At 51.2% G+C, this 25,499-nt stretch carries 25 protein-coding genes and 1 pseudogene; 10 read left to right on the plus strand and 16 right to left on the minus strand.

From position 1 onward, the window contains the following. Positions 1 to 145: 145 nt before the first annotated feature. Entirely contained in the window at positions 146 to 682 is a 537-nt protein-coding gene (locus AAGR08_RS19685; RefSeq protein ID WP_345830408.1) for an AAA family ATPase, read from the minus strand. A gap of 283 nt (positions 683 to 965) precedes the next feature. Here AAGR08_RS19685 and AAGR08_RS19690 point away from each other — a divergent pair, with 283 nt between their 5' ends. Both AAGR08_RS19690 and arsH read left to right on the plus strand, forming a co-directional pair. After that, a complete protein-coding gene (locus tag AAGR08_RS19690; protein ID WP_097098149.1) occupies positions 966 to 1,301 on the plus strand; it encodes a metalloregulator ArsR/SmtB family transcription factor in 336 nt (111 codons plus the stop codon). Further along, a complete protein-coding gene (gene arsH / locus AAGR08_RS19695; protein WP_097098148.1) occupies positions 1,298 to 2,020 on the plus strand; it encodes an arsenical resistance protein ArsH in 723 nt (240 codons plus the stop codon). Before AAGR08_RS19690 ends, arsH begins: the two co-directional genes overlap by 4 nt. Before the next feature lie 39 nt (positions 2,021 to 2,059). On the opposite strand, the gene arsC is transcribed toward arsH, so the two are convergent. From arsC to AAGR08_RS19710, 3 genes are all read right to left on the minus strand, one after another. After that, a complete protein-coding gene (arsC, locus tag AAGR08_RS19700) occupies positions 2,060 to 2,488 on the minus strand; it encodes a glutaredoxin-dependent arsenate reductase (protein WP_097098147.1) in 429 nt (142 codons plus the stop codon). Between the two features lie 46 nt (positions 2,489 to 2,534). After that, on the minus strand, positions 2,535 to 3,818 hold the full coding sequence (locus tag AAGR08_RS19705) for an arsenic transporter (RefSeq protein ID WP_345830412.1): 1,284 nt from the start codon (positions 3,816 to 3,818) through the stop codon (positions 2,535 to 2,537). 72 nt (positions 3,819 to 3,890) lie between these two features. Next, the gene (locus AAGR08_RS19710; RefSeq protein ID WP_097098145.1) at positions 3,891 to 4,244 is read right to left on the minus strand and encodes a metalloregulator ArsR/SmtB family transcription factor; all 354 of its coding nucleotides are present in this window, start codon (positions 4,242 to 4,244) and stop codon (positions 3,891 to 3,893) included. 344 nt (positions 4,245 to 4,588) lie between these two features. On the opposite strand from AAGR08_RS19710, the gene AAGR08_RS19715 reads away from it, so the two are divergent. Further along, a complete protein-coding gene (locus tag AAGR08_RS19715; protein ID WP_345830414.1) occupies positions 4,589 to 5,125 on the plus strand; it encodes a GNAT family N-acetyltransferase in 537 nt (178 codons plus the stop codon). Positions 5,126 to 5,460: 335 nt separating this feature from the next. Here AAGR08_RS19715 and AAGR08_RS19720 read toward each other — a convergent pair whose 3' ends face one another. After that, on the minus strand, positions 5,461 to 5,802 hold the full coding sequence (locus AAGR08_RS19720; protein ID WP_097098143.1) for a helix-turn-helix domain-containing protein: 342 nt from the start codon (positions 5,800 to 5,802) through the stop codon (positions 5,461 to 5,463). Between the two features lie 151 nt (positions 5,803 to 5,953). On the opposite strand from AAGR08_RS19720, the gene AAGR08_RS19725 reads away from it, so the two are divergent. Further along, positions 5,954 to 6,937, plus strand: coding sequence for an NADPH:quinone reductase (locus tag AAGR08_RS19725; protein WP_345830417.1), 984 nt, complete (start codon positions 5,954 to 5,956; stop codon positions 6,935 to 6,937). Positions 6,938 to 7,387: 450 nt separating this feature from the next. Here AAGR08_RS19725 and AAGR08_RS19730 read toward each other — a convergent pair whose 3' ends face one another. Beyond that, a complete protein-coding gene (locus tag AAGR08_RS19730) occupies positions 7,388 to 7,765 on the minus strand; it encodes a RidA family protein (RefSeq protein WP_097098350.1) in 378 nt (125 codons plus the stop codon). Between the two features lie 270 nt (positions 7,766 to 8,035). Here AAGR08_RS19730 and AAGR08_RS19735 point away from each other — a divergent pair. Together AAGR08_RS19735 and AAGR08_RS19740 are read left to right on the plus strand one after the other, a co-directional pair. Continuing rightward, positions 8,036 to 8,346: pseudogene (locus AAGR08_RS19735) on the plus strand (hypothetical protein). Between the two features lie 475 nt (positions 8,347 to 8,821). Then, a complete protein-coding gene (locus tag AAGR08_RS19740; protein ID WP_345830418.1) occupies positions 8,822 to 9,652 on the plus strand; it encodes an alpha/beta hydrolase in 831 nt (276 codons plus the stop codon). Between the two features lie 158 nt (positions 9,653 to 9,810). Here AAGR08_RS19740 and AAGR08_RS19745 read toward each other — a convergent pair whose 3' ends face one another. Then, positions 9,811 to 10,239, minus strand: coding sequence for a MerR family transcriptional regulator (locus AAGR08_RS19745; RefSeq protein WP_345830420.1), 429 nt, complete (start codon positions 10,237 to 10,239; stop codon positions 9,811 to 9,813). Between the two features lie 107 nt (positions 10,240 to 10,346). Here AAGR08_RS19745 and AAGR08_RS19750 point away from each other — a divergent pair, with 107 nt between their 5' ends. Next, positions 10,347 to 11,300: an NAD-dependent epimerase/dehydratase family protein gene (locus tag AAGR08_RS19750; RefSeq protein ID WP_345830421.1), complete on the plus strand. Its 954-nt coding sequence runs from the start codon at positions 10,347 to 10,349 to the stop codon at positions 11,298 to 11,300. A gap of 399 nt (positions 11,301 to 11,699) precedes the next feature. Further along, positions 11,700 to 12,869, plus strand: coding sequence for an ROK family transcriptional regulator (locus AAGR08_RS19755; RefSeq protein WP_097098138.1), 1,170 nt, complete (start codon positions 11,700 to 11,702; stop codon positions 12,867 to 12,869). Between the two features lie 31 nt (positions 12,870 to 12,900). On the opposite strand, the gene AAGR08_RS19760 is transcribed toward AAGR08_RS19755, so the two are convergent. Beyond that, positions 12,901 to 14,043 (minus strand): phytanoyl-CoA dioxygenase family protein, encoded by a 1,143-nt coding sequence (locus tag AAGR08_RS19760; RefSeq protein ID WP_345830835.1) that lies wholly within the window; start codon positions 14,041 to 14,043, stop codon positions 12,901 to 12,903. Positions 14,044 to 14,198: 155 nt separating this feature from the next. Here AAGR08_RS19760 and AAGR08_RS19765 point away from each other — a divergent pair, with 155 nt between their 5' ends. Next, positions 14,199 to 15,215, plus strand: a complete 1,017-nt coding sequence (locus AAGR08_RS19765) for a substrate-binding domain-containing protein (protein ID WP_345830423.1) — start codon at positions 14,199 to 14,201, stop codon at positions 15,213 to 15,215. A gap of 32 nt (positions 15,216 to 15,247) precedes the next feature. Here the strand turns inward: AAGR08_RS19765 and AAGR08_RS19770 are convergent, their stop codons facing one another. The 8 genes from AAGR08_RS19770 to AAGR08_RS19805 all read right to left on the minus strand — a co-directional run bounded on the left by AAGR08_RS19770 (position 15,248) and on the right by AAGR08_RS19805 (position 24,059). After that, on the minus strand, positions 15,248 to 16,420 hold the full coding sequence (locus AAGR08_RS19770; protein WP_345830425.1) for a Gfo/Idh/MocA family oxidoreductase: 1,173 nt from the start codon (positions 16,418 to 16,420) through the stop codon (positions 15,248 to 15,250). Continuing rightward, positions 16,413 to 17,483 carry a sugar phosphate isomerase/epimerase gene (locus AAGR08_RS19775; RefSeq protein ID WP_097098136.1) on the minus strand — a complete coding sequence of 357 codons (1,071 nt, stop codon included), beginning with the start codon at positions 17,481 to 17,483 and terminating at the stop codon, positions 16,413 to 16,415. The genes AAGR08_RS19770 and AAGR08_RS19775 overlap by 8 nt, the downstream gene beginning before the upstream one ends. Before the next feature lie 74 nt (positions 17,484 to 17,557). After that, positions 17,558 to 18,484: a substrate-binding domain-containing protein gene (locus AAGR08_RS19780; RefSeq protein ID WP_097098135.1), complete on the minus strand. Its 927-nt coding sequence runs from the start codon at positions 18,482 to 18,484 to the stop codon at positions 17,558 to 17,560. 169 nt (positions 18,485 to 18,653) lie between these two features. Further along, entirely contained in the window at positions 18,654 to 19,769 is a 1,116-nt protein-coding gene (locus AAGR08_RS19785) for a Gfo/Idh/MocA family oxidoreductase (RefSeq protein ID WP_345830427.1), read from the minus strand. 10 nt (positions 19,770 to 19,779) lie between these two features. After that, on the minus strand, positions 19,780 to 20,775 hold the full coding sequence (gene iolG / locus AAGR08_RS19790; RefSeq protein WP_345830429.1) for an inositol 2-dehydrogenase: 996 nt from the start codon (positions 20,773 to 20,775) through the stop codon (positions 19,780 to 19,782). A 29-nt stretch (positions 20,776 to 20,804) separates the two neighbouring features. Further along, positions 20,805 to 21,797, minus strand: a complete 993-nt coding sequence (locus tag AAGR08_RS19795; protein ID WP_345830431.1) for a hydroxyacid dehydrogenase — start codon at positions 21,795 to 21,797, stop codon at positions 20,805 to 20,807. Between the two features lies 1 nt (position 21,798). Next, positions 21,799 to 22,614 carry an aldolase/citrate lyase family protein gene (locus tag AAGR08_RS19800; protein WP_345830433.1) on the minus strand — a complete coding sequence of 272 codons (816 nt, stop codon included), beginning with the start codon at positions 22,612 to 22,614 and terminating at the stop codon, positions 21,799 to 21,801. Positions 22,615 to 22,625: 11 nt separating this feature from the next. After that, on the minus strand, positions 22,626 to 24,059 hold the full coding sequence (locus AAGR08_RS19805; protein WP_097098130.1) for an NAD-dependent succinate-semialdehyde dehydrogenase: 1,434 nt from the start codon (positions 24,057 to 24,059) through the stop codon (positions 22,626 to 22,628). A 404-nt stretch (positions 24,060 to 24,463) separates the two neighbouring features. On the opposite strand from AAGR08_RS19805, the gene AAGR08_RS19810 reads away from it, so the two are divergent. Beyond that, complete coding sequence (locus tag AAGR08_RS19810; RefSeq protein WP_097098129.1) at positions 24,464 to 25,393, plus strand: MurR/RpiR family transcriptional regulator; 930 nt, start codon at positions 24,464 to 24,466, stop codon at positions 25,391 to 25,393. Positions 25,394 to 25,499: the final 106 nt, after the last annotated feature.

A 25,499-nucleotide genomic window follows, 5' to 3' on the forward strand; every position in this document is an offset into this window, starting at 1 on the left:
AGCCAAAAGGGCGCAGTGAGCAAACAGCAGACAGGTTTGAGGACCTTCCCAGCACATTGGACGTGCCCGGTAATTAAATTATGCGAGGTATAGTCTTCGATGAATGATTGACTATTTTCGGAAGCATATTAATCATCTTAAACCATTATGAAATATCCCAGCTTTGATAGCAGGTCTTAATATCACGAGGTAATGTCAACATCACTTTTGGAATGGTTACCTGCTCGAAAATCTTCTTGTGAAGATGGTGGTTTTTAGGCGCAATATGCACAATGTATTTAAGCATTTCCCACGTCACATGCTCTCTTCGGATATTGAGACCACCGATCCTGGGCTTTGACGAGTAACATCGGCGTATATAGCGCTGCAGCGCTATCGCCATTGGCACATCAAGCAATATCAGCCCTGTAGCACGTTCAAGTCGGGAATAAATACACTTGGTGTAATTGCCCTCTATTACCCATTTTTCTCCACGAACAGCTTCTTCATGTAACCGATAAAAATCTTCTGGTTTACGGGGAACCCATTTTGTATCAGGTAAGTGATGCAATTGATCAAGATGAATTAGAGGTAATGACGTCTTAGAAGCGATTGCTTTTGCCAGTGTGGATTTACCACTATTTGATGGCCCCATGATACATATGCGTGGGCCAAGGTCATCTAATGATAAAGTAGTGTTCACCCATCTCACCTAAAAGCTCAATAAATTCATGCGATAACAAAAGATACATTAACATCTGATTTAACTACAATGCTACCTGGTTAAATTGTGATCCGCTATTCTGTAATAAATACTACGCGGAATTGGCAACGTTCGCTCCTGGTACTCAGATGTCGGAGGCCAGCAATGAGCTGTGAGTTCAACCGATGGATGCTTTCCAGAATGATTGTATAACAACAGAAGTGGGTAGATTGACTTACTTTATATTTCGATTATTCTAGAAATATGGATTTAAGGAGGTTTTATGGATCTGAATACAGCGGCCAGCGCGTTAAAAGAGCTCGGCCATCCGACAAGGCTGGCCGTTTACAAAACGCTGGTTAAGGCCGGGCACGGTGGGCTGCCGGTTGGCGATTTACAGAAGCAGCTGGATATACCCGCATCCACGCTAAGCCATCACCTTTCCGCGCTGATGTCTGTCGGGCTCATCCGTCAGGATCGTCAGGGGCGCACGCTGTTTTGCCTGCCACAGTATGAACGTCTGGAGCAGCTGCTGGCCTTTCTCGTCGAGGAGTGCTGCAGCGGAGAAGGTGGATGTGGACTGAGCCTGCCAACACAGTTAACAGAGAGAACAGAATGAATCTAACGGATATGTCGCTACCCAATATCGATACTGGCCTGGTTGATGCACCGATTACCACAGCAAAACTGGCAGCTGACGAGCCTGCACATGCACCGCGCATACTGATGCTGTACGGTTCAGTACGTGAGCGCTCTTTCAGCCGGTTCGCCACGGAAGAGGCGGCCCGCCTGCTGACTGCGATGGGCGCAGAAGTCAGAATTTTTAATCCATCCGGGCTGCCACTTCCCGATGACGCCCCCGAAACACACACTAAAGTAGCTGAACTGCGTGAACTGGTGTTGTGGTCTGAAGGCATGGTGTGGTGTTCGCCAGAGCGCCACGGTGCAATGACCGGCGTGATGAAAGCGCAGATTGACTGGATCCCGCTCTCAACCGGCGCGGTGCGGCCGTCACAGGGCAAAACGCTGGCGGTGATGCAGGTCAGCGGCGGCTCCCAGTCGTTTAACGCAGTTAACCAGATGCGCATTCTGGGACGTTGGATGCGCATGATCACCATTCCTAATCAGTCATCGGTGGCAAAAGCCTGGGCGGAGTTCGATGAAGCGGGGCGGATGAAGCCATCGGCATATTACGAGCGCATCGTGGACGTGATGGAGGAACTGATGAAGTTCACCGTGCTGACCCGTGGACGCAGCAAATATCTGACCGACCGCTACAGCGAGAGAAAGGAGAGCGCGGAGCAGCTCTCTGCCAGAGTTAACCAGCGCAGCATCTGAAAAAACCGGCGAAACGCCGGTTTTTTTCATCCTGCCTGATTACTGGCTGACGCGTTTACCGTCCGCGCCAATCACCACTTCGCCATCTTCCTTGGTGAACGAACCTTTTTGCTGATCAGGCAGAATGTCCAGCACGACTTCGGAAGGGCGGCAAAGCTTCGTTCCCAGCGGAGTCACCACTATCGGACGGTTGATCAGAATCGGGTGAGCCAGCATGGCATCCAGCAACTGTTCATCAGTAAAGCTGTCGCTGGCGAGGCCCAGCTGTTCATAGGGATCTGTGTTTTTACGCAGCAGCGCCCGCACTCCGATTCCCGTCGCTTCAATCAGCCCCTGAAGAGTTTCACGCGTCGGCGGAGTTTCAAGGTAGTGAATAACGGTAGGTTCCGCGCCGCTGTTCAGGATTAGCGCCAGTGTATTACGCGAGGTGCCGCAGGCGGGATTGTGATAAATGGTAATGTCAGACATGGTAAAACCTCGTGTGATGGGGCTGCATACGCCGCCCGGATTATCATCAGACAGAGAGGCGCAGCGCGAGCGCAGCAAGCGTAACGGTCATTATCGGCAGCGTCATAACGATACCGACCCGGAAGTAGTATCCCCAGCTGATGCGGATGTTTTTCTTGGACAGCACATGCAGCCACAGCAGCGTAGCCAGGCTGCCGATAGGCGTGATTTTCGGTCCAAGATCGCAGCCGATAATGTTGGCGTAAATCATTGCCTCACGCACGACACCCTGCGCAGTGCTGGCATCAATGGAAAGTGCGCCAATCAGCACCGTAGGCATGTTGTTCATTACTGATGAGAGGAGTGCGGTGATATATCCGATTCCCATCGCCGCGCCCCATACACCGGCATCGGAAAAATCGTTAAGCAGCGCGGTCAGATATTCTGTCAGTCCGGCATTGCGCAGTCCATAGACCACCAGATACATGCCAAGTGAAAACACCACAATCTGCCAGGGGGCGTTGCGCAGCACTCTGCGGGTATCAATCACATGGCCGCGCCGTGCGACCAGCCAGAGGATTAGCGCGCCGATGGCTGCAACCAGGCTGACCGGTACGCCGAGCGGTTCCAGCGCAAAGAAGCCCGCCAGCAGTAGAACGAGGACAACCCATCCGGCACGGAAGGTGCTGATATCACGAATGGCCTCACGCGGCATCCTGAGCCTGGCTTCATCATACTGCGCGGGAATCTCCTTGCGGAAAAAGAGGTGCAGCATGGCGAGTGTAGCCAGCACCGAAGCGATATTGACCGGCACCATGACCGAAGCGTAATCCCTGAATCCCAGATGGAAAAAGTCAGCTGAGACGATATTGACCAGGTTAGACACGATGAGCGGCAGGCTTGACGTATCAGCGATAAATCCAGCCGCCATCACGAACGCCAGCGTGGCCCCCTGGCTGAATCCGAGTGCCAGCAGCATGGCAATCACGATGGGCGTCAGGATCAACGCCGCGCCATCATTAGCAAACAGCACTGCTATCGCCGCTCCCAGCAATACAATATAGGTGAAAAGCAGCTTTCCGCTGCCGCCGCCCCAGCGTGCCACGTGCAGCGCCGACCACTCAAAAAAACCTGATTCATCCAGCAGCAGGCTGATAATGATCACCGCAATAAACGTGGCCGTTGCGTTCCAGACTATCTGCCAGACCACGGGAATATCACCGATATGAACCACGCCGGTTGCCAGCGCCAGCGCGGCTCCGGCAACAGCGCTCCATCCTATACTAAGCCCGCGTGGCTGCCAGATAACAAATATCAGTGTAAGAATAAAAATTGCGCCTGCCAGCAGCATGCTTCCTCCGTTGATAAGTCTTAGAAGTCTAAAAACACATTCGATAATTCGGATGTGTTTGGCTAAATTTTTTTACAGGCAGACAGCCCTGCCGTTAGTTGTGGCATGATCCAGCTGTGAATGATCGGCCAGGTCACGAATTTCATCACGCTGGCTCAGCCACGCCTGATCAATGACAGAAGCCGCCCACACTGGCATGTGTGGAGACAGGCGATAGTGGATCCACTTGCCGTCGCGCCGGTCACTGAGTAACCCGCTGGATCGCAGCATTGCAAGGTGGCGGGAAATTTTAGGCTGAGGAAGGTTCAGTGCCCCAGTGAGTTCACACACACAGAGCTCTCCCTTTTCTTTCAGCAGCAGCACCAGTGTGAGACGTGTTTCGTCCGAAAGGTTTTTAAAAAGTTGTAGTGGTGTCAGAGATAACATGTTGAAACCCGATTAAGGAAAGCCTGAAGGTATTGGCAAGAGGATAGAACAAAAACATATTCAATAAAAGGAATATGTTTTAGGGAAGACCATACTATCTCATGGGGTATTTAAAATTTCCCGCTTTTGAATAATGCACCTAAAAATTAGCAAGACCCGCTTCTGGCACAGAGCGGCCAGATATGAGAGCCCTGTGCGGTATGAGCGAGGAGCAGACGTCAAAATGATGGCGACATGCAAATTTTGCCAAATTAAACATAACAGTGCTGTTGTGAAGCCGAAATTTTCTGGCTATAAAAACAGTAAGATAACTCATTGAATGAATCAAAAACTCAGGAGAAATTTTGCGGCTAACCACCTCCCGACTGCATCTTCGGCCTGTAATCACCTCAGACGCCGATGACCTTTTCAGAATTTATGGCGATCCTGCCACGAATACATTTAATCCCGCAGGCCCATATCCTGATATTGATTATGCCCGTGATGTTTTGGCTCGCTGGCTTAAACACTGGGAAGATTACGGTTTCGGAAACTGGGCTATCTCGCTGAACGATGATCCTAAAAGGCTCATCGGTTTTGGCGGGCTGAATATCCGCAGTTATGCCGATACCACTATCAATAACCTAGGATATCGGTTCTCTGTTGAGTCATGGGGAAGAGGGCTGGCGACAGAGTTTGCTAACCATGCGGTCAGTTATGGATTTGGTGAGCTAAAACTGCCGGATATCTCTGCAGTAGTAAGAGCAAACCACCTTGCATCGCAAAAAGTCCTGACTAATTCCGGACTCAGGTATGTACGGGACATTCAGGATGTGACAAATGCGCCCGCCAGCATGCTGTTTACACTGACTCACGCCGAATGGGATAAAAAGTCAGAGTAAGAGAGCAATTCAGTCGCTTTACATAAGACTACTTTCGCTCACCCGTTTGTGTTGGCCCAGAACGCAGATGTCCGCTTCTGGCACGCAGCGGACAGATATGAGAGCCCTGTGCGGTATGAGCGAGAAGCGGAAGTTCACCGTTTTACTCGTCTCTGATCAGGTTTTAACGACCCAGCGTATCAGCCAAACGGTAACTCGTCGGAATGCAAAACTAATGGTTATTGGACGCTGAAGGTCCGCTGTGAGCGAAAAGCGGAAGCTAAGAATGGATATTTACATCGGAATGTCCTGCGCAATGGTGAGCTGGTTACTCAACACCAAAAACGGGTACATAATTAATGATCCTTTTTTCGTTGCCTGGATACATAGGCATCTCCCCAAGCTTTCATCGTCTCGAGTACAGGAGCGAGAGTAAAACCTAATTCAGTGAGTGAATATTCAACTCGTGGGGGGACCTCTGCAAATATTTTCCGGGAAATAATGCCATGAGCCTCAAGTTCTCTAAGTTGTAGCGTCAATGAACGCTGCGTCACACTACCTATGAGTTTACGAAGTTCTCCAAATCGCTTGGTCCCACTGAGCAGATAATAAATGATCAACGGTTTCCATTTACCCCCGGCTACTGTAATGGTTGCTTCTACGGTGCATTGGTAATTCTGTTCTTCCTCGATTTTCATCAATTTAGACACTCCATTAGTATACTTATTATCCCTATGTATCATAAGAGTGCCTACTTTTAAATACTATCCATAGAGCTTAAAGTACACCAAGGAACAAGACTAAAACGTATAATGATTTATTTTCAATTCATACATAGGGTTACAACTAATGAAAGCCGCATATTATGACACTCAAGGTAATGCATATGATGTACTGAAAATTGGTGAAGTTTCTAAACCCAGCCCCGGTCCGAATGAAGTACTCGTGCGTATTTACGTTTCAGGAATCAATCCATCAGACATCAAGGCAAGAACAGCGTTCTCTGCGAGCATGCCATATGCCCGCATCATTCCCCATCAGGATGGCGCAGGTGTGATTGAAGCAGTTGGTGAGAACGTATCGTCAGAACGACTTAATGAGCGTGTCTGGCTTTATGAAGCACAATATGGACGGGCGTCAGGAACGGCAGCAGAGTTCGTTGTCGTACCAACAAGTCAGGCTGTAAGACTCCCCGATAATGTTTCGTTTGAAACAGGCGCTTCACTTGGAATTCCAGCCCTTACCGCTCACCGCTGCCTTTTTTCAGACGGTGACCTTAAAGACCGCCGGGTACTCATTCATGGCGGAGCTGGAGTGGTGGGAACTGCAGCAATTTTATTAGCTAAATGGGCCGGTGCATGGGTTGTTACCACGGTGAGAAATGCTCAACAAGCGGCGATAGCAAAAATTAATGGTGCTGATTTAGTACTCGACCATACAGCTGGCGATGTGGCAAATATCATCATGGCGAATACAGATAATCAGGGGGTTCATCATATTGTCGATGTGGCTTTGAAAGAGAACCTTGATATCAACCTGGCTTGTTTGTCTCAAGGAGGAGTTATTAGCTCTTATGCTACGAGTAGCGCAACAGAAACAATTTCTGTTCCACTTCTCAAAGCCATGATGCACGGCTGTGTACTCCGCTTTGTCTATATATACAAAGTTCCCATGGACGTTAAAAAAGCCAGCGCAGAAGATATTAATTCCTGCCTTGAAACTGGAAGTTATGCACCTTTAATAGGCTTAAATCTGCCGCTTGAGAAAATAGCCGACGCTCATTATACAGTGGAACATGCAAAAGTGATCGGTAAAGTCCTTATACACATATAATGGCATCCTTAAAAATCAGTGCGCTAAGTGGTGACTGAGTTCCGCTTCTGGCGCGAAGCGGACGCAGAAGAAAGTCAGCTATGAGCGAACTGCGGACATAAGAGTGATATGTCAGGTAACATAGAAATGAAAATCAAAATCGGATGCCACTTCCAGTGAAAGAAAACAATTGCCAGACCTGTAATCAGCCAATGAGTAAAACACCAGACACATTGAATTTAGACTGTGGCGGAGATTGTTTAAGTTGCATGGCCTGGCATGGTGATCCAGACGCAATAGAGGCGGTTGGGAGACTGACTGGCGAAAAAGTTGATGTCTGCGGACATCGATAAAGTTCATGTGAGATCTAAGGTCAGCTATGAGCGAACAGCGGACGCTATGTCTTAAAGAGGGTTTAATAAAACGGCGTAAGAACCGAATAGTTATCGCTATCCGGTTATGAGCAATAAATCAAAGGCCGAATATAGCCTCAATTTCAATCGAGAGGTCAGGTGAAAAGAGGCGGCTAACTTCAACAAGCGAGCTGGCTGGCAAGTGATCACCGTAATTTCGGTACAATACTTTGCGTAGCTCGTCTATCTCTTTAAAAGAGGTAATGAATATCGTCACTTTAATCAGGGCTGAAAAATCTGAGCCTTCTGCGCTGATTATTTTCCTGATTTGGCAAAATATTTCTTCAGCCTGCTCAGCAATGCCTTTATGTTGAGCAACTGTGCCAAAAGCAGTCAATCCGGAAATGTAGAGCGTACCGCCATGTTTTACAGCATGAACATAAGGAGCCTTTACTTCACCTAATTCGGGATAATTCTTCCGTAACACATTGTTCATATAAGAGCCATTTTGGAAATGAGCAAACAATGACCTTACCATCCTCCTCTGAATGTTCAATCTTGCTTTTTTGATAATGAAACGCACAACCTCTGCTTCTGTCACAAAACGGACTGACGTAAGGCTTATGTCTGCTATGAGTGAGGAGCGGACGTCAAAATCATGGCGATAGGGATGTTATGCCACATTAGACATAACAACCCACTCACGAATCCCACATCCATCCTACATGCTATATTTAAAACCCTTCTAAAACATATGGGTAGAAACATGATTGTAAGAACATGGCATGGATGCGTACCAGTCAAGCATGCAGAAGGTTTTGCACATCATTTGCAAAAACCGGTGTTGAACATTTAGAGAGGACACCCGGAAATCTGGGGACATATGTACGCAGAGAGACGCAGGGTAATTGGGAGCATTTCTTTCTGGCAACTTATTGGAAAGATATTGAGGCAGTGAAAGCATTCGCAGGCGAACAGTTCCAGATCGCAGTTACCTATCCGGATGACGAGCAATTTCAGCTGCTATCAGATCCTTACGTCTTTCAGCATAACGTCCAAACCGTATCCCGTTTGTAGTAATTTGCTGGCTGATACCATGAGGCAGTCTCGACCCCTTTAGAGGTGCCCAACACTCATATGTTACATAAAAGTATGGGTGTCAACAGTTGATGCAAATGTCCGCTTTTGGCACAAAGCGGACTGACGGTAGGCTAAGGTCCGCTATGAGCGAAAAGCAGACTGCGTGATATAGCAAGTCCTGCTTTTTGTAGTCAAAATCATGACTCTAGCAAACCATGAGCTCTCCTTCCTGCGATACCTGAGTCAGAAATCCCCTGCTCTCCCGGAGAGGTTTTTTGTAACCTACACTCAAAGCCCTCAAACAATCTCACAACCCTCATTGACCTTCAAGTTGACTTTAAACCTATACTACAGTCACGGTTGATTCAGAGCCGGTGAAAGGATCGGTACTTATCAGTTCGTTCTGCCCTTTACGAAGAGTTGAGCAGGATAAGCACAGTCCATTGACAGTTTATCTGAGTGGAGAAGTGACATGGGTTATGTAACAACTCGCGATGGCGTTGAAATCTTCTACAAGGACTGGGGTCCAAGGGATGGTAAAGTTATTTTTTTCCATCATGGCTGGCCTCTGAGCAGTGATGACTGGGATGCCCAGATGTTATTCTTCGTAAATAAAGGCTTCCGCGTTGTGGCACATGACCGGCGCGGGCATGGTCGCTCAGGACAGGTGTGGGATGGCCACGACATGGATCATTACGCAGATGATGTTGCAGCCGTTGTGGAACACCTTAATGTACAAGGCGCGATGCATGTTGGCCATTCAACCGGCGGTGGCGAAGTTGTACGTTATATAGCCAGGCATGGTGAAGATAAAGTTTCAAAAGCCGTGTTAATCAGTGCCGTACCGCCATTGATGGTGAAAACCGACAATAATCCACAGGGAACGCCGAAAACAGTATTTGATGACCTGCAGGCGCAACTGGCTGCTAATCGCGCTCAGTTCTATTATGACGTTCCTGCTGGACCATTTTATGGATTTAACCGCTCCGGTTCGGCTCCTTCCGAAGCTGTCATTTATAACTGGTGGCGACAGGGCATGATGGGTAGCGCCAAAGCGCATTACGATGGGATCGTTGCTTTTTCGCAAACCGACTTTACTGAAGACCTCAAAGGAATATCCATCCCCGTACTGGTGATTCATGGCGATGACGATCAGGTTGTCCCTTATGATGATTCCGGTAAGTTGTCGGCTGAACTGGTCCAAAATGGGAAACTCAATACTTATAAAGGAGCTCCCCACGGCATACCCACTACACACGCGGATCAGGTGAACGCAGATCTACTTGCATTTATAAACAGTTAATCCAGCTGATAAAATATATAAGTTGAAGACTCCGTTACCGGTACAAAATACCGGTAACGGAGTCTTCATGCTTGTGAACAAGGGAACCGTGTCTTACAAATCAGACTTCGTTAATTCACTCTTCATTCTGAAACAGACCTGGCGCAATGTTTGCCAGATTACTTAATAGAATGAAGAACCGGCGTATCAACCTGCATTAGCCTCATAACCCGCAACATATTTTCCTGGCATGAAATACCCTCCGGCCTGTTTTCGATGCCGCTGATTAAATGCAGTATCATGGTCTGATTTTCCCTGAGTTGCTGCTGCAGGAGTCGGATCTCCTCAACCCTGGATTCAAGAGAAGCAATTAATCCTTCATGGTTCCAGCTTTCTTTCCCCTGAGGTAATACCTGACGGATTTGCTCAAGCGTGAATCCAAATCCCTGTGCCCGGTCAATAAGCATGAGTATCAGGGCGGTCTCAGGCGGATAATGGCGATAGCCATTATCCTGTCGGGGAGGGGCACTTATCAGGCCTTCCGCCTCGTAATAACGGATGCGGGAAGGTGTAAGCCCCGTCGCTTTTGCAAGATCTCCTATCTTCATTTCATCTCCAGTGACCGCCCTTGACATTAAAGTTAACTTTAATCTTATACTTTTAAAAAAGTCAAAGTCCCGGGACTTCCATCAAAAATTGTATGAAGAGGAAATAAATGCAAACGATTCTGGGAGCAAGCGGACAGATTGCCCGGGAACTTGCCCGCGAGTTAACACATTCCTACAGTGCTGAGCTGAGGCTTGTCAGCCGCAATCCGCATAAAGTCACTAAAAGCGACACCCTTATGTCGGCTGATTTGCTTGATGGCAGTCAGACTCTGGATGCGGTAAAAGGAAGCCGCATTGTGTATTTTGCGGCAGGACTGCCACCGGATTCCTCCCTCTGGGAGGAGCAGTTTCCTGTAATGCTTCAGAATGCACTGAATGCCACCCGGCAAGCAGGGGCTCATTTTGTCTATTTTGACAATACGTATATGTACCCTCAGGACGGCAGACTGCAGATGGAAGATATGCCGTTCCAGCCATCAGGGCGAAAAGGGCGAGTCCGGGCTAAGATGGCGAATATGGTTCTGGAGGAGATGCTGCGGGGTGATATTCCTGTACTCATTGGTCGCGCCCCTGAATTTTATGGGCCCGGGAAAACCCAGAGTTTTACCAATGCCCTGGTTTTAGACAGACTTAAAGCTGGAAAAAAACCACTCGTCCCATTGCGTGATGACTCATTACGTACGCTCATCTGGACCCCTGATGCAAGCCGGGCTTTAGCGCTGCTGGGTAACACGCCAGATGCCTACGGTCAGACATGGCATCTGCCCTGTTGTGAAGAACGAATCACCTATGCGCAGTTTGTTTCTCTGGCGTGCAGTGTATTTGGAAAAGAACCGTCATGGTCAGTTCTGAGGAAATACTCCTTATATATTGCGGGTATATTTTCTAAAGGGCCTCGTGAACTGCGGGAACTCCTTCCCCGCTATGAAGCTGATAATCTTTTTGACTCATCAAAATTTAAGATGCGCTTCCCGGACTTTCGTATAACAAGTTACAGGCAGGGGCTGGAAAGTATATACGCTGAATGGAAAGCCACCTCCGCGTTGAAGAAAGATAATTAACCATTATGGCTGGTTGTGAATAACAGGCTCTGACAAACACCAGAAGGTTTTGCATGATTCGGACTATTTTACATGTTTGAACCATAGGAAAGTAATGTCCGCTTCTGGCACATTGCGGACATCTAATTATGAAAAGTCTGCGATCAGCGAGAAACTCACTGACCCGCTTTCCGATGAATAACCATCAAGATAGGCGTCATCCTTCATAAGCCACGCGAAGTTAACTCATCCGTGTTCGTTAGCTATGACGTTAATTTTGCGTCCGTACCGCCATGACCAATTTGCTGTTGCACTTAGCCAACCCCCATTCAACGTCCCGAAAGGGTTGTAATTACTGTGGCCGATCATAGATATTGATGCGGCTATTCACAGCGCGGTTGAATGAGGGAAGAAAGCAAAGTGAAAACGTCGGGAACCAATCTGGAACATGCACGGGCGCACAATCGTCGCGTGATCATTGAAGCCATTCGCCTGCACGGCGAACTCACCCGCGCCGAACTGGCTCGCCTGACCGCGCTCACGCCGCAAACCGTTTCAAATATCGTTGCCGAACTGGAGCAGGCGGAACTGCTCACCAGCCGTGAGCCGCGCAAGCAAGGACGTGGGCAACCGGCCATTCCGGTGACGCTCAATCCTGCCAGCGCCTTCTCAATTGGCATCCATCTGGATCACCAAACGCTGCTGATTGTGCTGGTGGATCTCACCGGTGAAATTCACTTCCGCCGTCTTATTCTGGTGCAAAAGCCCGAGCCAGATGCCACTTTAGCACGCATCGAAGCGGTGCTGGCTGAAATCAAAACGCAACTCGGCGAGCGCTGGCGCAAAGTGCTGGGTATTGGCGTGGTGATGCCGGGTCCGTTTGGTGTCGAAGGCATCTCCTCGGTAGGACCCACCACGCTGCACGGCTGGGAGCAGGTGGATATTGAAGCCAAACTGGCAGCGATGAGCGGCGTGCCGGTGACGCTGGAGAACGATGCCACGGTGGCGGCGATTGGTGAACGTTTTCATGGCGTGGCGCGCCAGCTCAACTCGTTTATCTATCTCTATATCGGCACCGGTTTGGGTGCTGGCATCATTATGGATGGCCACGTTTACAGCGGCCATGCGCATAACGCCGGTGAAGTGGGGCATGTGGTGGTTGAGCCCGGTGGACGCGAATGTTATTGCGGCAATCATGGCTGTCTTGAGCGCTATGTATCGCTGCAGGCGGCATATGAGTTTTGCGGTCTCGATCCGATGACGGCGCTGCCGGAAGATTTACTGGAGGTCGATCCGGCGCTGTTCGATCGCTGGATTGATACCGTGCTCACGCCGCTGCGCCAGGCGATTAATCTGCTGGAGTGCATTTTCGATGCTGAAAGTGTGATTATCGGCGGCATGATACCGGCCGCGCTGCTGGACAAAATCATTCGCCGCCTGCCACCGCTGTATCAATCAGTACGCGGCCGCTACCTTACCGGCACCCGCTTAAAAATCGGTATGACCGGCAGCGATACCGCCGCGCTGGGTGCTGCAGCGCTGCCGATTTTTGACGAATTTAATCCGCAGTTTCAGGTGCTGATGAAGTGATCAGACCGGGCAAGCGCCCGGTCTGTCGCTGCTACGCTTCTCTTCGAGTACTTTGCTCATCCAGTTTCTGATTGAACTGGCTCGGGCTCCACTCTTGCTGCAAGGCCTCGTGCACCAAAGCCTGCTGCGTCTGCGGAACCATGCCGCCTAACGGTGGATCGGTATCGAGATTTGTGGGGAAGGAGTAGCCGCGCGCCGCCACGTTGACGACCGTATTGAGCTCCTGCTGGGTAAGCTGGCTGTTTTGCAGCAGCGGGTAAATCAGCTTGAGCAACTGCTCGTGGTTTACTTTCTCCATCGGAACGCCAAATGCGGAGGAAACCTGCAGCAGGTTGGCGGTTCTAACATGATCGCTGGTGGTATTGTTACCTGCGGCATGGAACAGCGCCGGATTGAAGAACAGGCCATCACCTTTTTCCAGCGGCAGCTGGACGTAATTGTGGTTAAAGAATTCAACGAACTCTGGGTCACGATAGGCGATGTAACCCAGCTCATACTGATGTGACCACGGCAGTAAACGGGTCGGGCCGGATGCCAGCGGCATATCCGTGTGTGCCACGGCACCTTGCAACGTCAGATATTGCGAAAGGATCTGTACCGGCACCGGGAATTCAGACGCGAACGCACTCTGCTGGAAGCCCAAATGGTAATCCCGGTGCGGCTGCTGGGCTTCGCCGCCCGGCCGCACCTGATTCACTTGCGAGGTCATGCTCCACGCTGGGCCCAGCCACGCCTGACAAATCAACTCCAGCGTCGGATTCGCGTAGTAATCAACAAACGTTTGCGGGCTGGTTTCCGCCAGTTTTTGCAGCGCGTTCCAGATACGTCCATTGTTGCCCGCGCGTGAGAAGTGATCGGCCTGAATTTTAGATTTGGCCTCATGACTCATGATGGTTTCGAAAGCCTGCGAGGTGCGATCAATGACGTCGAGATCGCGGTATAACCCACGCACCACAAAAACGCCGGGACCATAAGAAAGGGCTTTATGCAGTTCGCTGAGCAGCGCTTTTTTATCCGTTTTCGCCGCGGTGTCCAGCGTCTCTCGATCGTAAACCAGCACGTTGGCAACCGCTTCGCTCGCCAGCGGATAATCACTGGCATCGAGCTGCTGAGTACAAAATGTTTTGAAGTCTTCAACAGAGACCTGATCTTCACGGGCAAAATAGGGTGACATCATAACGACCTCATTTTAGAGATGGAGTGACAGAGCGTTATCAGCCGCCAGTGCAACATTAACTGGCGTCGTGATAGGGTTGATGAGTGTTAAAATAGCAGTTACATTTCTTTAACAGCACATCAAAAACACCTCACTCCTACATCATGTGACCTATGCCAAAATTTACGCAAAAACAGATTTCAGCCCAGTCCGGATTAAGCCTCGCTACCATCGATCGTGCGTTGCATAACCGCGGCCGGGTACATCCGCAAACGCAGCATCGAATTCAGCAAGCATTAGCCGATTTGGAGTTGCAGCAAAAAAGCAGCCTGGCGCAAGGGCGGACAATTTACTTCGATGTCATCATGCACACGCCAGAGCGTTTCAGTGAGTTGGTAAAAGAAGCCTTTAGTAGCCAGATATCCAGTTTCGCCTCTTTCCGCATCCAGCTTAGATTCCATTGCAGTGAAGAGATGACGGTGGAGGAAGTGGAACGATTGTTGAAAAAGTGCTCGCTGAGCACCCATGGCATTATCCTGAAGGCGATGAATTCAAGCCAGCTGGTGCCGGTTATTAACAATCTGATTAAGCAGCGCATTCCGGTTGTTACGGTGGTTACGGATATCACGGGTAGCCATCGGCTGCGTTACATTGGTATGGATAACGTCAGCGCGGGACAGTCGGCAGCCTTCCTGATGGCAAAATGGTTGGGTAACGAACCGGGCACGATTGCCGCCATCACCGGCAATAAAGCGTTTGTTGGGGAACAGGATCGCATCCGCGGTTTTCAGGAGGGAATGAAATCCTTTTCCCCCCAACATCAGATAAAAATCGTCGCCGGTGGATCGGGCATAGACCATCTGATGTACCAAACCCTGCAAACCTTCCTGCAGGATAATCCCCAGATTGATGCGGTTTACACCGTGGGTGGCGGAAATGCCGGCATTTTGCGCGCATTAGAAGAACGCAACATTCAGCCGAAGGTGTTTGTTGGGCACGACCTGGATCGGGAAAATCGCGCGTTGATGCAGGCGGGTAAAATCGACGCGCTGATTGAGCATAATCTGCAACTGGATGCGCAGCACTCATTTAAAACACTGCTGGAATTCCACGGGTTTTTACCTGAAACGCGTAGCAACGCAACCTATTCACGCATCAATATCATCATGCGCTACAACATGTATACCTAACGAAGCCTGACGGCGTCAGGCTTCTGTTGGCATCAGCGATATTTCGGCTGTTTCCACACCGTACCCTGTTGATGGCTATCGACCACTGCATCGACAAAGGCTACCCCCTTTAGGCCATCATGGATTTGCGGGATAAGTGCGCCAATGCCAGAAACCGCGCGCTGTTCGTCGCGCGCGCGCAGTGCCGCAGCAAAGCCGCTGTACAGATTGGTAAAGGCTTCGATATAGCCTTCAGGGTGGCCTGGCGGCGTGCGAGTGCGCGCCCGGGTTATCGCATCCAGATCGTCACGCCCCCGTTTAATAATCTGGGTATAGCCTTCCAATGAGGTGTAAATCAGTTCGTTCGGCTGCTCCTGCGCCCAGGTCAGGCTACCGGTTTCGCCGTAAACTCGCAGCCGCAGCGCATTTGAACAGCCTATGGCAACCTGTGATGACCACAACATGCCGCGCGCGCCGCCCTCATAGCGAATCAGCACATGGGCGTTATCGTCCAGCGCTCGCCCTTCCACAAAGGTGGCTAAGTCAGCGGCCACGCTCTCCGCTTTCAATCCGGTTACATAACCGGCGAGATGATAGGCATGGGTGCCAATATCGCCAATCGAGCCGCCGCGTCCATTCTTTTGTGGATCGACGCGCCATGCTGCCTGCTGGTTATTTTTCAGCTCGACGCCGGTCGCCATCCACTCCAGCGGATACTCCACCTGCACGGTCCGCACCTTGCCAATCAGCCCGGCCTGGACGCGCGCGCGGGCTTCCACGATCAGCGGATAGCCGGAATAGGTGTAGGTCACGCCAAGAAAACGGCCGGTCTGGCTCACCACTTCGGCCAGCGCTTCGGCATCCTGCAACGTGGTAGTGAGCGGTTTTTCACAGATCACATCGATGCCGGCTTCAAGAAAGGCCTTGGCGATGGGGAAGTGGGTGAAGTTAGGCGTACAAATGGCGACAACATCAATACCGTCTGCGCGCGCCGCCTCAAACTGCGCCATGGTGGTGTAATCGCTATAAGAACGCTCATGGGCGATATAGTTTTGCGTGGCAAAGCGGTGCCCGCGCTCGGCGTCAACGTCAAACGCGCCCGCTACCAGTTCATATTGATCGTCAAGACGCGCTGCAAAACGGTGAATACCGCCAATGTAGGCACCCTCGCCACCGCCGACCATGCCTAATCGGATACGACGTCCATTCAAAGGTGATCTATTCATCTTTTGCTCCTGTAATACCCAAAATTTTGCGGTTAAGTGACCGATCGGCGTAGGACTTACAAAAATCATCAAACGATTTATCGGTGACGCGAATAATGTGGTCACTGATGAACTGCGCGCCTTCACGTGCGCCATCTTCCGGATTCTTAAAGCAGCACTCCCACTCCAGCACCGCCCAACCCTCGAAGCCGTAACCGGTTAACTTCGAGAAAATCCCGCCAAAATCAGTTTGGCCGTCACCAGGCGAGCGGAAGCGTCCTGCCCGGCTGGTCCAGGGTTGATAGCCGCCGTACGCGCCGGTTTTGCCATTCGGCCTGAACTCGGCATCTTTGACATGGAAAGCCTTGATGTGCTGGTGGTAGTGATCGATATAGCTCAGGTAATCAATGCCCTGTAATACCAGATGGCTGGGGTCATACATGATGTTGCAGCGTGGATGGTTGTGGGTTTTTTCCAGGAAACGCTCGAAGGTCACGCCGTCATGCAGATCTTCCGTAGGATGGATCTCATAGCAGAGATCGATTCCCTGTTCATCGAAAGCATTGAGAATCGGTATCCAACGCCGCGCCAGCTCGCTGAAGCCCTCATCAATCAGGCCTTCTGGCCACTGCGGATAGGGATAGAGATAGGGCCACAGCAGCGTGCCAGAGAAAGTGACATGCTTCGTCAGGCCTAAGCGGCGTGATGCGCGTGCTGCCAGGTAAAGCTGCTCAGTGGCCCACTGCTGGCGCACGTGCGGATCATTACGCACGCTTTCTGGGGCGAAGCTATCGGCGGGTAAATCGAAAGCCGGATGCAGTGCGACCAGCTGGCCCTGCAAGTGGCTGGCTAAATCGGTCAGCGCCAGCTCGTGCTCAGCCAGTACGCCAAGAATTTCATCAGCATAGGTCTGGCTTTCAGCGGCTTTGCGCAGGTCAATCAGACGAGAGTCCCAACTGGGGATTTCTACGCCCTTAAATCCTTTTTCCGCCGCCCAACCCGCCATGCCAGCTAAAGAATTAAAAGGCGCATCGTCGCCAGCGAACTGCGCCAGAAATACCGCGGGGCCTTTAATCGTTTTCATAACTTCTCCGAATTAAAAAAAAGGCACCTGCTGCCTTCACAGGTGCAAACAACAGACACAGAAGAAAGCGAAAGTTAATTAGTCATAAACTTCTGGTAGTTTTGCGGTGTGACCAACTGGAACGGAATAAAATTAACATCCTGGATTTTTTCACCTTTGGCGGCTTTTTCTGCCATATCCACGGCGCCATAAGCTTGTGATTTCGCATCCTGGAATACGGTGACAGTGAGTAAACCGGTTTTTATCGCCTGTAAACCATTCGGGCCGCCGTCGGTGCCGCCAACTAAAATATCTTTGCCAATTTTAATGCCGTTACTTTTAATGGCCATGGCGGCACCAATAGCCATTTCGTCCGCGTTAGCGGAAAGGATATCAATTTTGTCGCCCGACAGAATCCAGTTATTCATGAGATTCATGCCGTCTTCACGCATCCATTTCGCTGTGTCTTCAACAATTACATGCATATTAGGATGTTTGGCAATAATCTCTTTCGCGCCTTGCGTTCTGAAACGGGTGGCATCATTACTTAATAAACCTTTCATGATGGCGACATTAACGCTTTTGCGATCTTTAACCAAATCTGCCAGATACTGCATCTGCAAACGTCCCGCTTCAATTTCATCGCTGCCGATATAGCTCACGCCATCGCCCATTTTGGCGTCTGAAGGCATACGGTTAAGAAATATCAGGGGTACTTTGGCGGCGCGTGCCGCGTCAGCCATATTCTTGGTTCCCTGGGTATCAACCGGATTAACAATGATGACGTCGACTTTACCGTTAATAAAACTTTGCACCTGGCTAAGTTGTTTATCTACGGCGCCCTGAGCGTCCTCAAATTGAATTTTCATATCAGGATGCGTTTTCGCCTGCTCGATAATATATCCTCTCAGGCGTGAGAGAAATACGTCATCCATTTGGGCGATACTTACGCCAACCTGTACGGCATTAACAGCAGGGCTTAGCGAAAGTAAGGTAAGGCAGAGTAAGATGATTTTTTTCATAATAGCATTCCACATTTATGATTAATCTCAGAACCAGTCTGATGTCGGGTTTTTTATTATTAACTTCACTTGCGTAGGGTTTATTTACAGCACTTTTATGTCGTGCACGACCTGGAACGGCTGATAATAGAAATTACAGAGCGGCATCCCTGCCTTACGACCTGATGTTTTAGATCGTTATCCAACTTTTTTCACGTGAAGAGGCGACGGCAGCATCGACCAACTTCTGAATTTCATATGCTTCAGTAAAATCGTGGCCAATAGATTTCCCCTCATTGATTGATTGAATAAACTCCAGCATTTCGATAGTTTTTAAATCATTAAATCCAAGCTGGTGTCCCGGAGCCGGGCAGAATAGGGCATAAGGATAATGTTCGGGTCCGGCTACCAGCGTTTTAAAACCGTTGGTCGCTTCATGTTGATTGAACTGGAAATATTGCAGTTCGTTGAAACGCTCCTGATTAAAAATCAGCGCGCCTTTAGAACCGGTAATTTCAAAGCCCAGCTGCATTTTATGACCTGAAGCCACCCAGTTAGCTTCAACATGCCCGCTGCAACCGCGCGCAAACTTCACCGTAAGACGAGCGATATCATCCACTTCAACGGCTTTGGTAATTGCGGCACCGGCACTTTCCGGGCGTGTTTTAATCACGGTTTCCAAATCGGCAAACAGTGACGAAATGGGACCAAGCAGAAAGCGCGCCATGCCAAGAATATGGCTGCCCAGGTCGGCCACGGCACCGGCGCCGCCTGAGGGATCCAGTCGCCATGACCAGGGGATCTCTGGATTGGCCATAAAGTCTTCGGCATGAATACCGCGAAAACCGGTGATATCACCCAGATCGCCTTCCGCTATCATCTTTTGCGCCAGCTTCAGCAGCGGATTTTTAACGTAATTAAAGCCAACCTGGGTGACCACGCCTGCTGCTTTGGCGGCCAGCACCATGCGTTCTGCGGTTTGGCTATCCGGTGCCAGCGGTTTTTCGCAGTGCACATGTTTGCCCGCCGCAATTGCCGCTAGCGACTGCTCGGCATGAAAGCGATTGGGTGAGGTGATTGAAATGACATCAATTTCAGGATCGTCAATCAACTCCTGCCAGTTATTGGTTGAACGTTGAAAGCCATACTGCTGTTGGGTACGGCGGGCAGCTTCACCGTCAATATCCGCGACGCACACCAACACCGGCTGCACCTCGCCTGAAAAGTTGGCTGCCGCACGCCAGGCCATAGCGTGAGATTTGCCCATGAAGCCGGTGCCAATAAGGCCAATACCTAATTTGCGCATCACAATGTCCTTAATTCAGTTTCACCACGGCCTGGGTATCGGCGGAGAGCTGCGCAGCATCGGCAAGGCGTAGCGCCTGGCAGCCATCATGGATAGTGACAGGCAGCGCGGTACCCTTGCTGATGGCCTGAATAAAGGCGTCGATTTCCAGCCGATACGCATCGGTATAACGCTGCATGAAGAAGTCCAGCAGCGGACCGCGCACTTCGGTGTGCTGCGCGCCAAAATGGCGCACCGTGGTTTCACGGTGGTTGTCATTGATCATCATGCCGCCAGAACCAAATGCCTCCAGACGCTGATCGTAGCCATATACCGCCTGACGGCTGCAGTTAATCTGGCACTGTTTACCGGAAGCCGTACGCAACTGCACCATCACGGTGTCGTAATCCCCTAACGCTTCCAGCGAAGGCTCAAACAGGCGGCTGCCGGTGGCAAACACCTCTACCGGTTCCTCGCCCAAAATCCAGCGCGCGAGGTCAAAATCATGGATCACCATATCGCGGAAGATACCGCCGGAATGCTTGAGATAATTCAGCGGTGCCAGACCCGGATCGCGGCTGGTGATCACCACCTGATGCAGGTCGCCAATATCTCCCTGAGCGATACGCTGATGAATTTCGTTAAAGCCGGGATCGAAGCGACGGTTGAAACCCAGCATTACTCTGCTGGCCTTCTCGCCCAGCGCTTTTTCGGCCGCCAGCGCTTTGTGGATATCAAGATCCACCGGCTTTTCGCACAGCACGGCTTTGCCTGCATTGGCTGCGGCGAGCATCAGTTCGACGTGGGTATCGGTAGGTGTACCAATCACCACGGCGTCAACAGCAGGATCGTGAATCGCCTCAAGCGGATCTTGCACCGCGCGACCGCCCCACAGGGCTGTCAATGCATTAGCATTTTCGATAAAGGGATCGGCAACCATAACCAGCTGCGCGTCTTTATGGCGTGCCACGTTGGCGGCATGGACCTGGCCAATACGGCCAGCGCCGAGGATGGCAATTTTGAGCATGATGTTCTCCGGGTCGAGTTTTATTGTTATCAGGGTAATTGGCTCATCAGGTCGTTAAGCGCCAGAACCTGCTTATTGACCACCAGATCCGTATCGAGCTGGCCAGTGAAATAGTCAACGATATTAGTGGCGGCGGAGACCGACATGCGCATCGCCGCTTCTTCGGTGAGCCCCGCCGAATGGGGGCTGAGGATTAATTTATCGCGCTGGGCTAGCAGCGAAGTGTGCAGGGCGGGTGGCTCCTGCTGTAACACATCCAGACCCGCGCCGCCCAGCGCATCGTTTTGCAGGGCGGTTGCCAGCGCCTCTTCATCGACAATGCCGCCGCGTGCGGTATTGATCAAAATGGCGTGACGTTTCATCAGTGCCAGTTCTTCTGCGCCAATCAACGGTTTTTCGCCGCTCAACGGCAGATGAATGGTGATCGCATCTGCCAGCTGCAAACCGTCATTGATGGCAGTTATGCGGGCTACGCCGCTTTCTTCAAAAGCGTTATCGGGCAGGAAAGGATCGTAGGCGATGACTTTCATGCGGAAGCTTTTCGCCAGACGCGCCACTTCGCGGCCGATACGACCAAAACCGAGGATGAATAAGGTTCTGCCAGCCACCTCAACCGCAGAAAAACTGTTGCGACGATTCCATTCCCCTTCACGAATACTGTTATCGAAATAGCAGAGGCGTTTTGCCAAAGCCAGCAGCATGGACAGGGTGTGCTCCGCCACGGAAAGCGAATTCACATTGCCGACAATGGTCAGCGGAATGTTGCGTTCGGTGAGGGCGGCAACATCAACCGAGTCATAACCCACACCGTGACGTGACACCACGCGCAGATTTTTCGCGGCAACGATCTCTTTTGCCGTGAGCGGTTGCGTGCGGATTAACAGCGCATCCGCCTCAGCCATAAAAGGCGCATAACTTTCCACGCTAACGTCGTGCACCAACTGCACCGTGAAACCTGGCGCGCTATTGAGAATATCGATCCCAGCCTGATGAATTTTTCCGGCAACCAGAATGTTTGGCATGTTAGTAACCCCCCGCCTGGGTTGATGGTGCTGTTACGCGGTTACCGTTAAGTTCGCGGAACTGCTGCACGCTGCTGGCTGCTGCACCACGCAACAGCTGGACATCATTGGAAAGGGTGACTAAATCGAAGCCCCATTGCGCCGCGTTGGCCGCATAAGCGGCAGAACCATTGTGCAAACCCGCTTTCTTCCCGGCGCGATGGGCGGTGGCGAGAATATGTTTAATTGCATCGACAATTTCCGCTTCAGTGCGATCAAAGCCAGTTCGATATTTTCTCCCGGTGAGGCCCAGCGTCAGGTCGGCCGGGCCGATATAGACGCCATCGAGACCGGGCGTGGCGACAATCGCTTCGATATTTTCAAAGGCTTCTGCGGTTTCAATCATTGCGAAACACACCACGTGATCGTCGGCATGCTGGCCGTAATCCTGACCGGCAGAGAACGTCACGCGCGTTGGACCAAAGCTGCGGCTGCCATGGGGCGGATAGCGTACGCAGGAGACCAGCGCCTGCGCTTGCTCAGCGGTACTGATCATGGGACAAATAATGCCCCACGCACCGGCATCGAGTGACTTCATGATGATGCCCGGCTCTAGCCAGGGCACGCGCACCATGGGGGCAACGCCGCTGGCGCGCATCGCCTGTAGCATATGCGTTGCCTGCTCATAGCCGACAAAACCGTGCTGCAAATCGATAGTCAGCGCGTCGTAACCCTGCTCAGCCATGATCTCAGCGGTGAAGGCGTTGGCGATGCTAAGCCAGCCATTAAGTACGGTTTGTCCTTCATTCCAGCGTGCTTTGATATTATTCAGCTTCATCAATGCATTCCTTACAGCACGATTTGCGCGAGTTTGACGTTCATATAGTCGTGAATACCTTCACTTCCGCCTTCACGGCCCATGCCGCTGGCTTTCACGCCGCCAAACGGCACTTCGGCAGCGGCCAGCGCATAGCTGTTGATACCGACCATACCGGCTTCGAGGCGCGCAACGGTTTCACGGATGCGGGCCGGATCGTGGGTAAAGGCGTATGCGGAGAGGGCAAAGTCAGAGTTATTAACGCGCCGCCACAGATCGTCGCTGTCGCTAAATGATGTGATGGCGGCGATAGGGCCAAAGTTCTCTTCGGCGATCGCCAGCGCATCATCGGGAACATCCGCTATCACGGTAGGGGCGTAAAAATAACCGCCGTTTAATTCGATACGCTCGCCGCCGGTCACGATGCGCGCCCCTTTATCGCGTGCATCCGCCACAATCGCTTCGATAGCTTTAAGACGCCGAGGGTTGATCAGCGGGCCCATTTGCGTTCCCTCATCCAGCCCGTAACCCACCTTGAGTTTTTCCGCGCGCTCGGCAAAACCTTGCACAAAGTCGTGGTAGCGGCTTTGGTGGACATAAAAGCGATCGCAGGTGACACAAACCTGGCCGCAGTTGGCAAATTTGGTGGCTACGGAAAGGTCGAGCGCTTTTTCCAGGTCGGCATCTTCAAAGACGATGACCGGCGCGTTGCCGCCTAACTCCATGCTCAGGCGCTTGATGGTGGCCGCTGAATCGCGAATCATCTGCTGGCCGAGTTGCGTTGAGCCGGTTAGTGAGACTTTCTTCACCACGGGCGAAGCAATCAACGGTTCATAGGTTGCGGCAGTCGGCCCAACAACCAGATTGGCCACGCCAGCCGGCAGTCCCGCTTTGCGCAGACACTCAAAAATCATCATGGCGGAGCCAGGGACTTCACTCGAGGGACGCAACACCACCGTGCAGCCAGCGGCGAGCGCAGGTGCGAGCTTGCGTGCCACTAGCACCACCGGAAAATTCCACGCGGTAAAAGCCGCCACCACACCGACCGGTTCGTGTGACACTTCGCAGCGCCCGCCCGGCACCCGGCTTTCTACAATGCGACCATAGATGCGACGTGCCTCCTCGGCGTACCAGATAAATTGATCGGTCGATAATTCCCACTCACGTTTGGCCTGTGCTAACGGTTTACCGCTCTCTTGCGAGATCATCTGCGCGGCTTCTGCCGCTAATAGCGTCATCTCTTTTGCCACCGCCTGCAGTAAATCTGCCCGCGCCCAGCCCAGGGTTGTTCGCCACTCGACCAGTGCCGCTGCTGCACTTGCCAGCGCAGATTGGGTGTCAGCGGCAGAGGCGGCGGCTATTTCACCCAGCGTTTTTCCATTACCGGGATCGGTAACGATCACCGGTTCTTTACCGCTGCCTTTAAGCCATTCGCCATTAATAAACTGTCCAAAGTTTTGATACATGTTGATCCGTTCCTCCGGTAGCGGTTTCAGGCTAAAGACAATTGACCTGAAACGGTCGGCTGAGAGGGAAAAGAAGGGAGCGAAAATCCCTCATCAGCATTGATAGTTGCAATGTTAGGATCGGAGCAATAAAAATTGCAATGATATGACTGGTGTGAGGTGAAATTGAGGGTTTAGCGTAAAATGTTGTTGAATATCATGTAGTAATATTCTTCTTCTTCAGATGGTTGAGGTGTTTCATTAAGACTAAAAGTGAATTTTTCGAAGCAAATCACAAATATCACGCTGAGTTTTTCCCAGTTGGAAACGAATAGGTTAGAACTAATTGCATTAGAGTTTTACTTGCAATTTTTATTGCGGTAGCGTGCTGGCGAGACGGGCTTTACGCCAAAAAGGAATGATGGATGAGTAAGATCGAGAAGATGCAAGCCACGCTGCCTCATGAGAATTACGAGCAAATTGTGGATGAAATTACCAAACGCTATGCGCAGTTGTCGGTGCGACACCAGCAGGCAGCCCGCTATGTGACACAAAACCCAAACACGGTGGCGCTGGAGTCGATTAACGCTGTTGCCGCTAAATGCGGTCTGCATCCCTCGGTGCTGGTGCGTTTTGCGCAGGTGTTTGGCTATAGCGGTTTTAAACAGATGCAGAGCGTGTTTCAAACCCGCCTTGCCACTGCGGCGCCGGGGTACAACGAGCGCATCACCGCACTGGAAAACGATCTGCGCAAGAATGAGCAAAATGGCAGCCTTGGCTTTCTGCAAAGTCTGGTGATCCGGGATATCGCGACATTGCAGGAGCTGCTGAGCAACGTAACGGAGGCTGATCTTGATGCCACCGCGACGTATCTGAAGGAAGCGGAAACCATTTACATCGCCGGTCAGCTGCGCTCCGAGCCCATTGCGTTACTGCTACGCTACCTGCTGACCATGCTGAATCGCCGGGTCATCCTGCTGGATTCCGCCGGCGGACTGGCGCCGGAAATGGCTAATCATATGCGCGAAAATGACGTGCTGATCGCCATCGCCTTCCGTCATTACGCCAAAGAGGTGATTGCCATTGCCGACCACGCTAGCGCACGCGCCATTCCGGTGATCGCGATTACCGATGGTCCGTTATCGCCTTTAGCCAAAGGTGCCAGCGTGCTGTTCAACATTCCGGAAGAGGAGTACAGCTTTTCACGCTCGCTGGCCGCGCCGGTGTGTCTGGCGCAAAGCATTGCTATGGCGCTGGCGGCGGTTTTACAGCCTGAAGTGGCGCAGCCGCGCATTGAAACCATTACTGAACGTGAAAAACGCGCTGAATCACCGCGCAAACGCAACCGCGCATAATGTGAATTAACGGGCTCCCGCCTGCTTTTAAGCGGGAGTTTTGTCGCCTGAAGTTGCAACTTATATTGCTAATATTTCGTTATGGCAATTTAAATTGTGAGATGAA

Origin of the sequence: Pantoea sp. BRR-3P (assembly GCF_039621635.1) — a bacterium.
GTDB lineage: Bacteria > Pseudomonadota > Gammaproteobacteria > Enterobacterales > Enterobacteriaceae > Pantoea > Pantoea floridensis.

Bases quoted from the DNA above. Each gene is read 5' to 3' on its own strand.
- AAGR08_RS19730 (WP_097098350.1), bottom strand. From the start codon at position 7,765: ATGAACAATGTGTTACGGAAGAATTATCCCGAATTAGGTGAAGTAAAG.
- AAGR08_RS19690 (WP_097098149.1), top strand. From the start codon at position 966: ATGGATCTGAATACAGCGGCCAGCGCGTTAAAAGAGCTCGGCCATCCG.
- AAGR08_RS19710 (WP_097098145.1), bottom strand. From the start codon at position 4,244: ATGTTATCTCTGACACCACTACAACTTTTTAAAAACCTTTCGGACGAA.
- AAGR08_RS19720 (WP_097098143.1), bottom strand. From the start codon at position 5,802: ATGAAAATCGAGGAAGAACAGAATTACCAATGCACCGTAGAAGCAACC.
- AAGR08_RS19750 (WP_345830421.1), top strand. From the start codon at position 10,347: ATGCAAACGATTCTGGGAGCAAGCGGACAGATTGCCCGGGAACTTGCC.
- AAGR08_RS19740 (WP_345830418.1), top strand. From the start codon at position 8,822: ATGGGTTATGTAACAACTCGCGATGGCGTTGAAATCTTCTACAAGGAC.
- iolG (WP_345830429.1), bottom strand. From the start codon at position 20,775: ATGCTCAAAATTGCCATCCTCGGCGCTGGCCGTATTGGCCAGGTCCAT.
- AAGR08_RS19795 (WP_345830431.1), bottom strand. From the start codon at position 21,797: ATGCCAAACATTCTGGTTGCCGGAAAAATTCATCAGGCTGGGATCGAT.
- arsC (WP_097098147.1), bottom strand. From the start codon at position 2,488: ATGTCTGACATTACCATTTATCACAATCCCGCCTGCGGCACCTCGCGT.
- arsH (WP_097098148.1), top strand. From the start codon at position 1,298: ATGAATCTAACGGATATGTCGCTACCCAATATCGATACTGGCCTGGTT.
- AAGR08_RS19765 (WP_345830423.1), top strand. From the start codon at position 14,199: ATGCCAAAATTTACGCAAAAACAGATTTCAGCCCAGTCCGGATTAAGC.
- AAGR08_RS19725 (WP_345830417.1), top strand. From the start codon at position 5,954: ATGAAAGCCGCATATTATGACACTCAAGGTAATGCATATGATGTACTG.
- AAGR08_RS19760 (WP_345830835.1), bottom strand. From the start codon at position 14,043: ATGTCACCCTATTTTGCCCGTGAAGATCAGGTCTCTGTTGAAGACTTC.
- AAGR08_RS19770 (WP_345830425.1), bottom strand. From the start codon at position 16,420: ATGAATAGATCACCTTTGAATGGACGTCGTATCCGATTAGGCATGGTC.
- AAGR08_RS19745 (WP_345830420.1), bottom strand. From the start codon at position 10,239: ATGAAGATAGGAGATCTTGCAAAAGCGACGGGGCTTACACCTTCCCGC.
- AAGR08_RS19810 (WP_097098129.1), top strand. From the start codon at position 24,464: ATGAGTAAGATCGAGAAGATGCAAGCCACGCTGCCTCATGAGAATTAC.
- AAGR08_RS19805 (WP_097098130.1), bottom strand. From the start codon at position 24,059: ATGTATCAAAACTTTGGACAGTTTATTAATGGCGAATGGCTTAAAGGC.
- AAGR08_RS19775 (WP_097098136.1), bottom strand. From the start codon at position 17,483: ATGAAAACGATTAAAGGCCCCGCGGTATTTCTGGCGCAGTTCGCTGGC.
- AAGR08_RS19780 (WP_097098135.1), bottom strand. From the start codon at position 18,484: ATGAAAAAAATCATCTTACTCTGCCTTACCTTACTTTCGCTAAGCCCT.
- AAGR08_RS19800 (WP_345830433.1), bottom strand. From the start codon at position 22,614: ATGAAGCTGAATAATATCAAAGCACGCTGGAATGAAGGACAAACCGTA.
- AAGR08_RS19705 (WP_345830412.1), bottom strand. From the start codon at position 3,818: ATGCTGCTGGCAGGCGCAATTTTTATTCTTACACTGATATTTGTTATC.
- AAGR08_RS19785 (WP_345830427.1), bottom strand. From the start codon at position 19,769: ATGCGCAAATTAGGTATTGGCCTTATTGGCACCGGCTTCATGGGCAAA.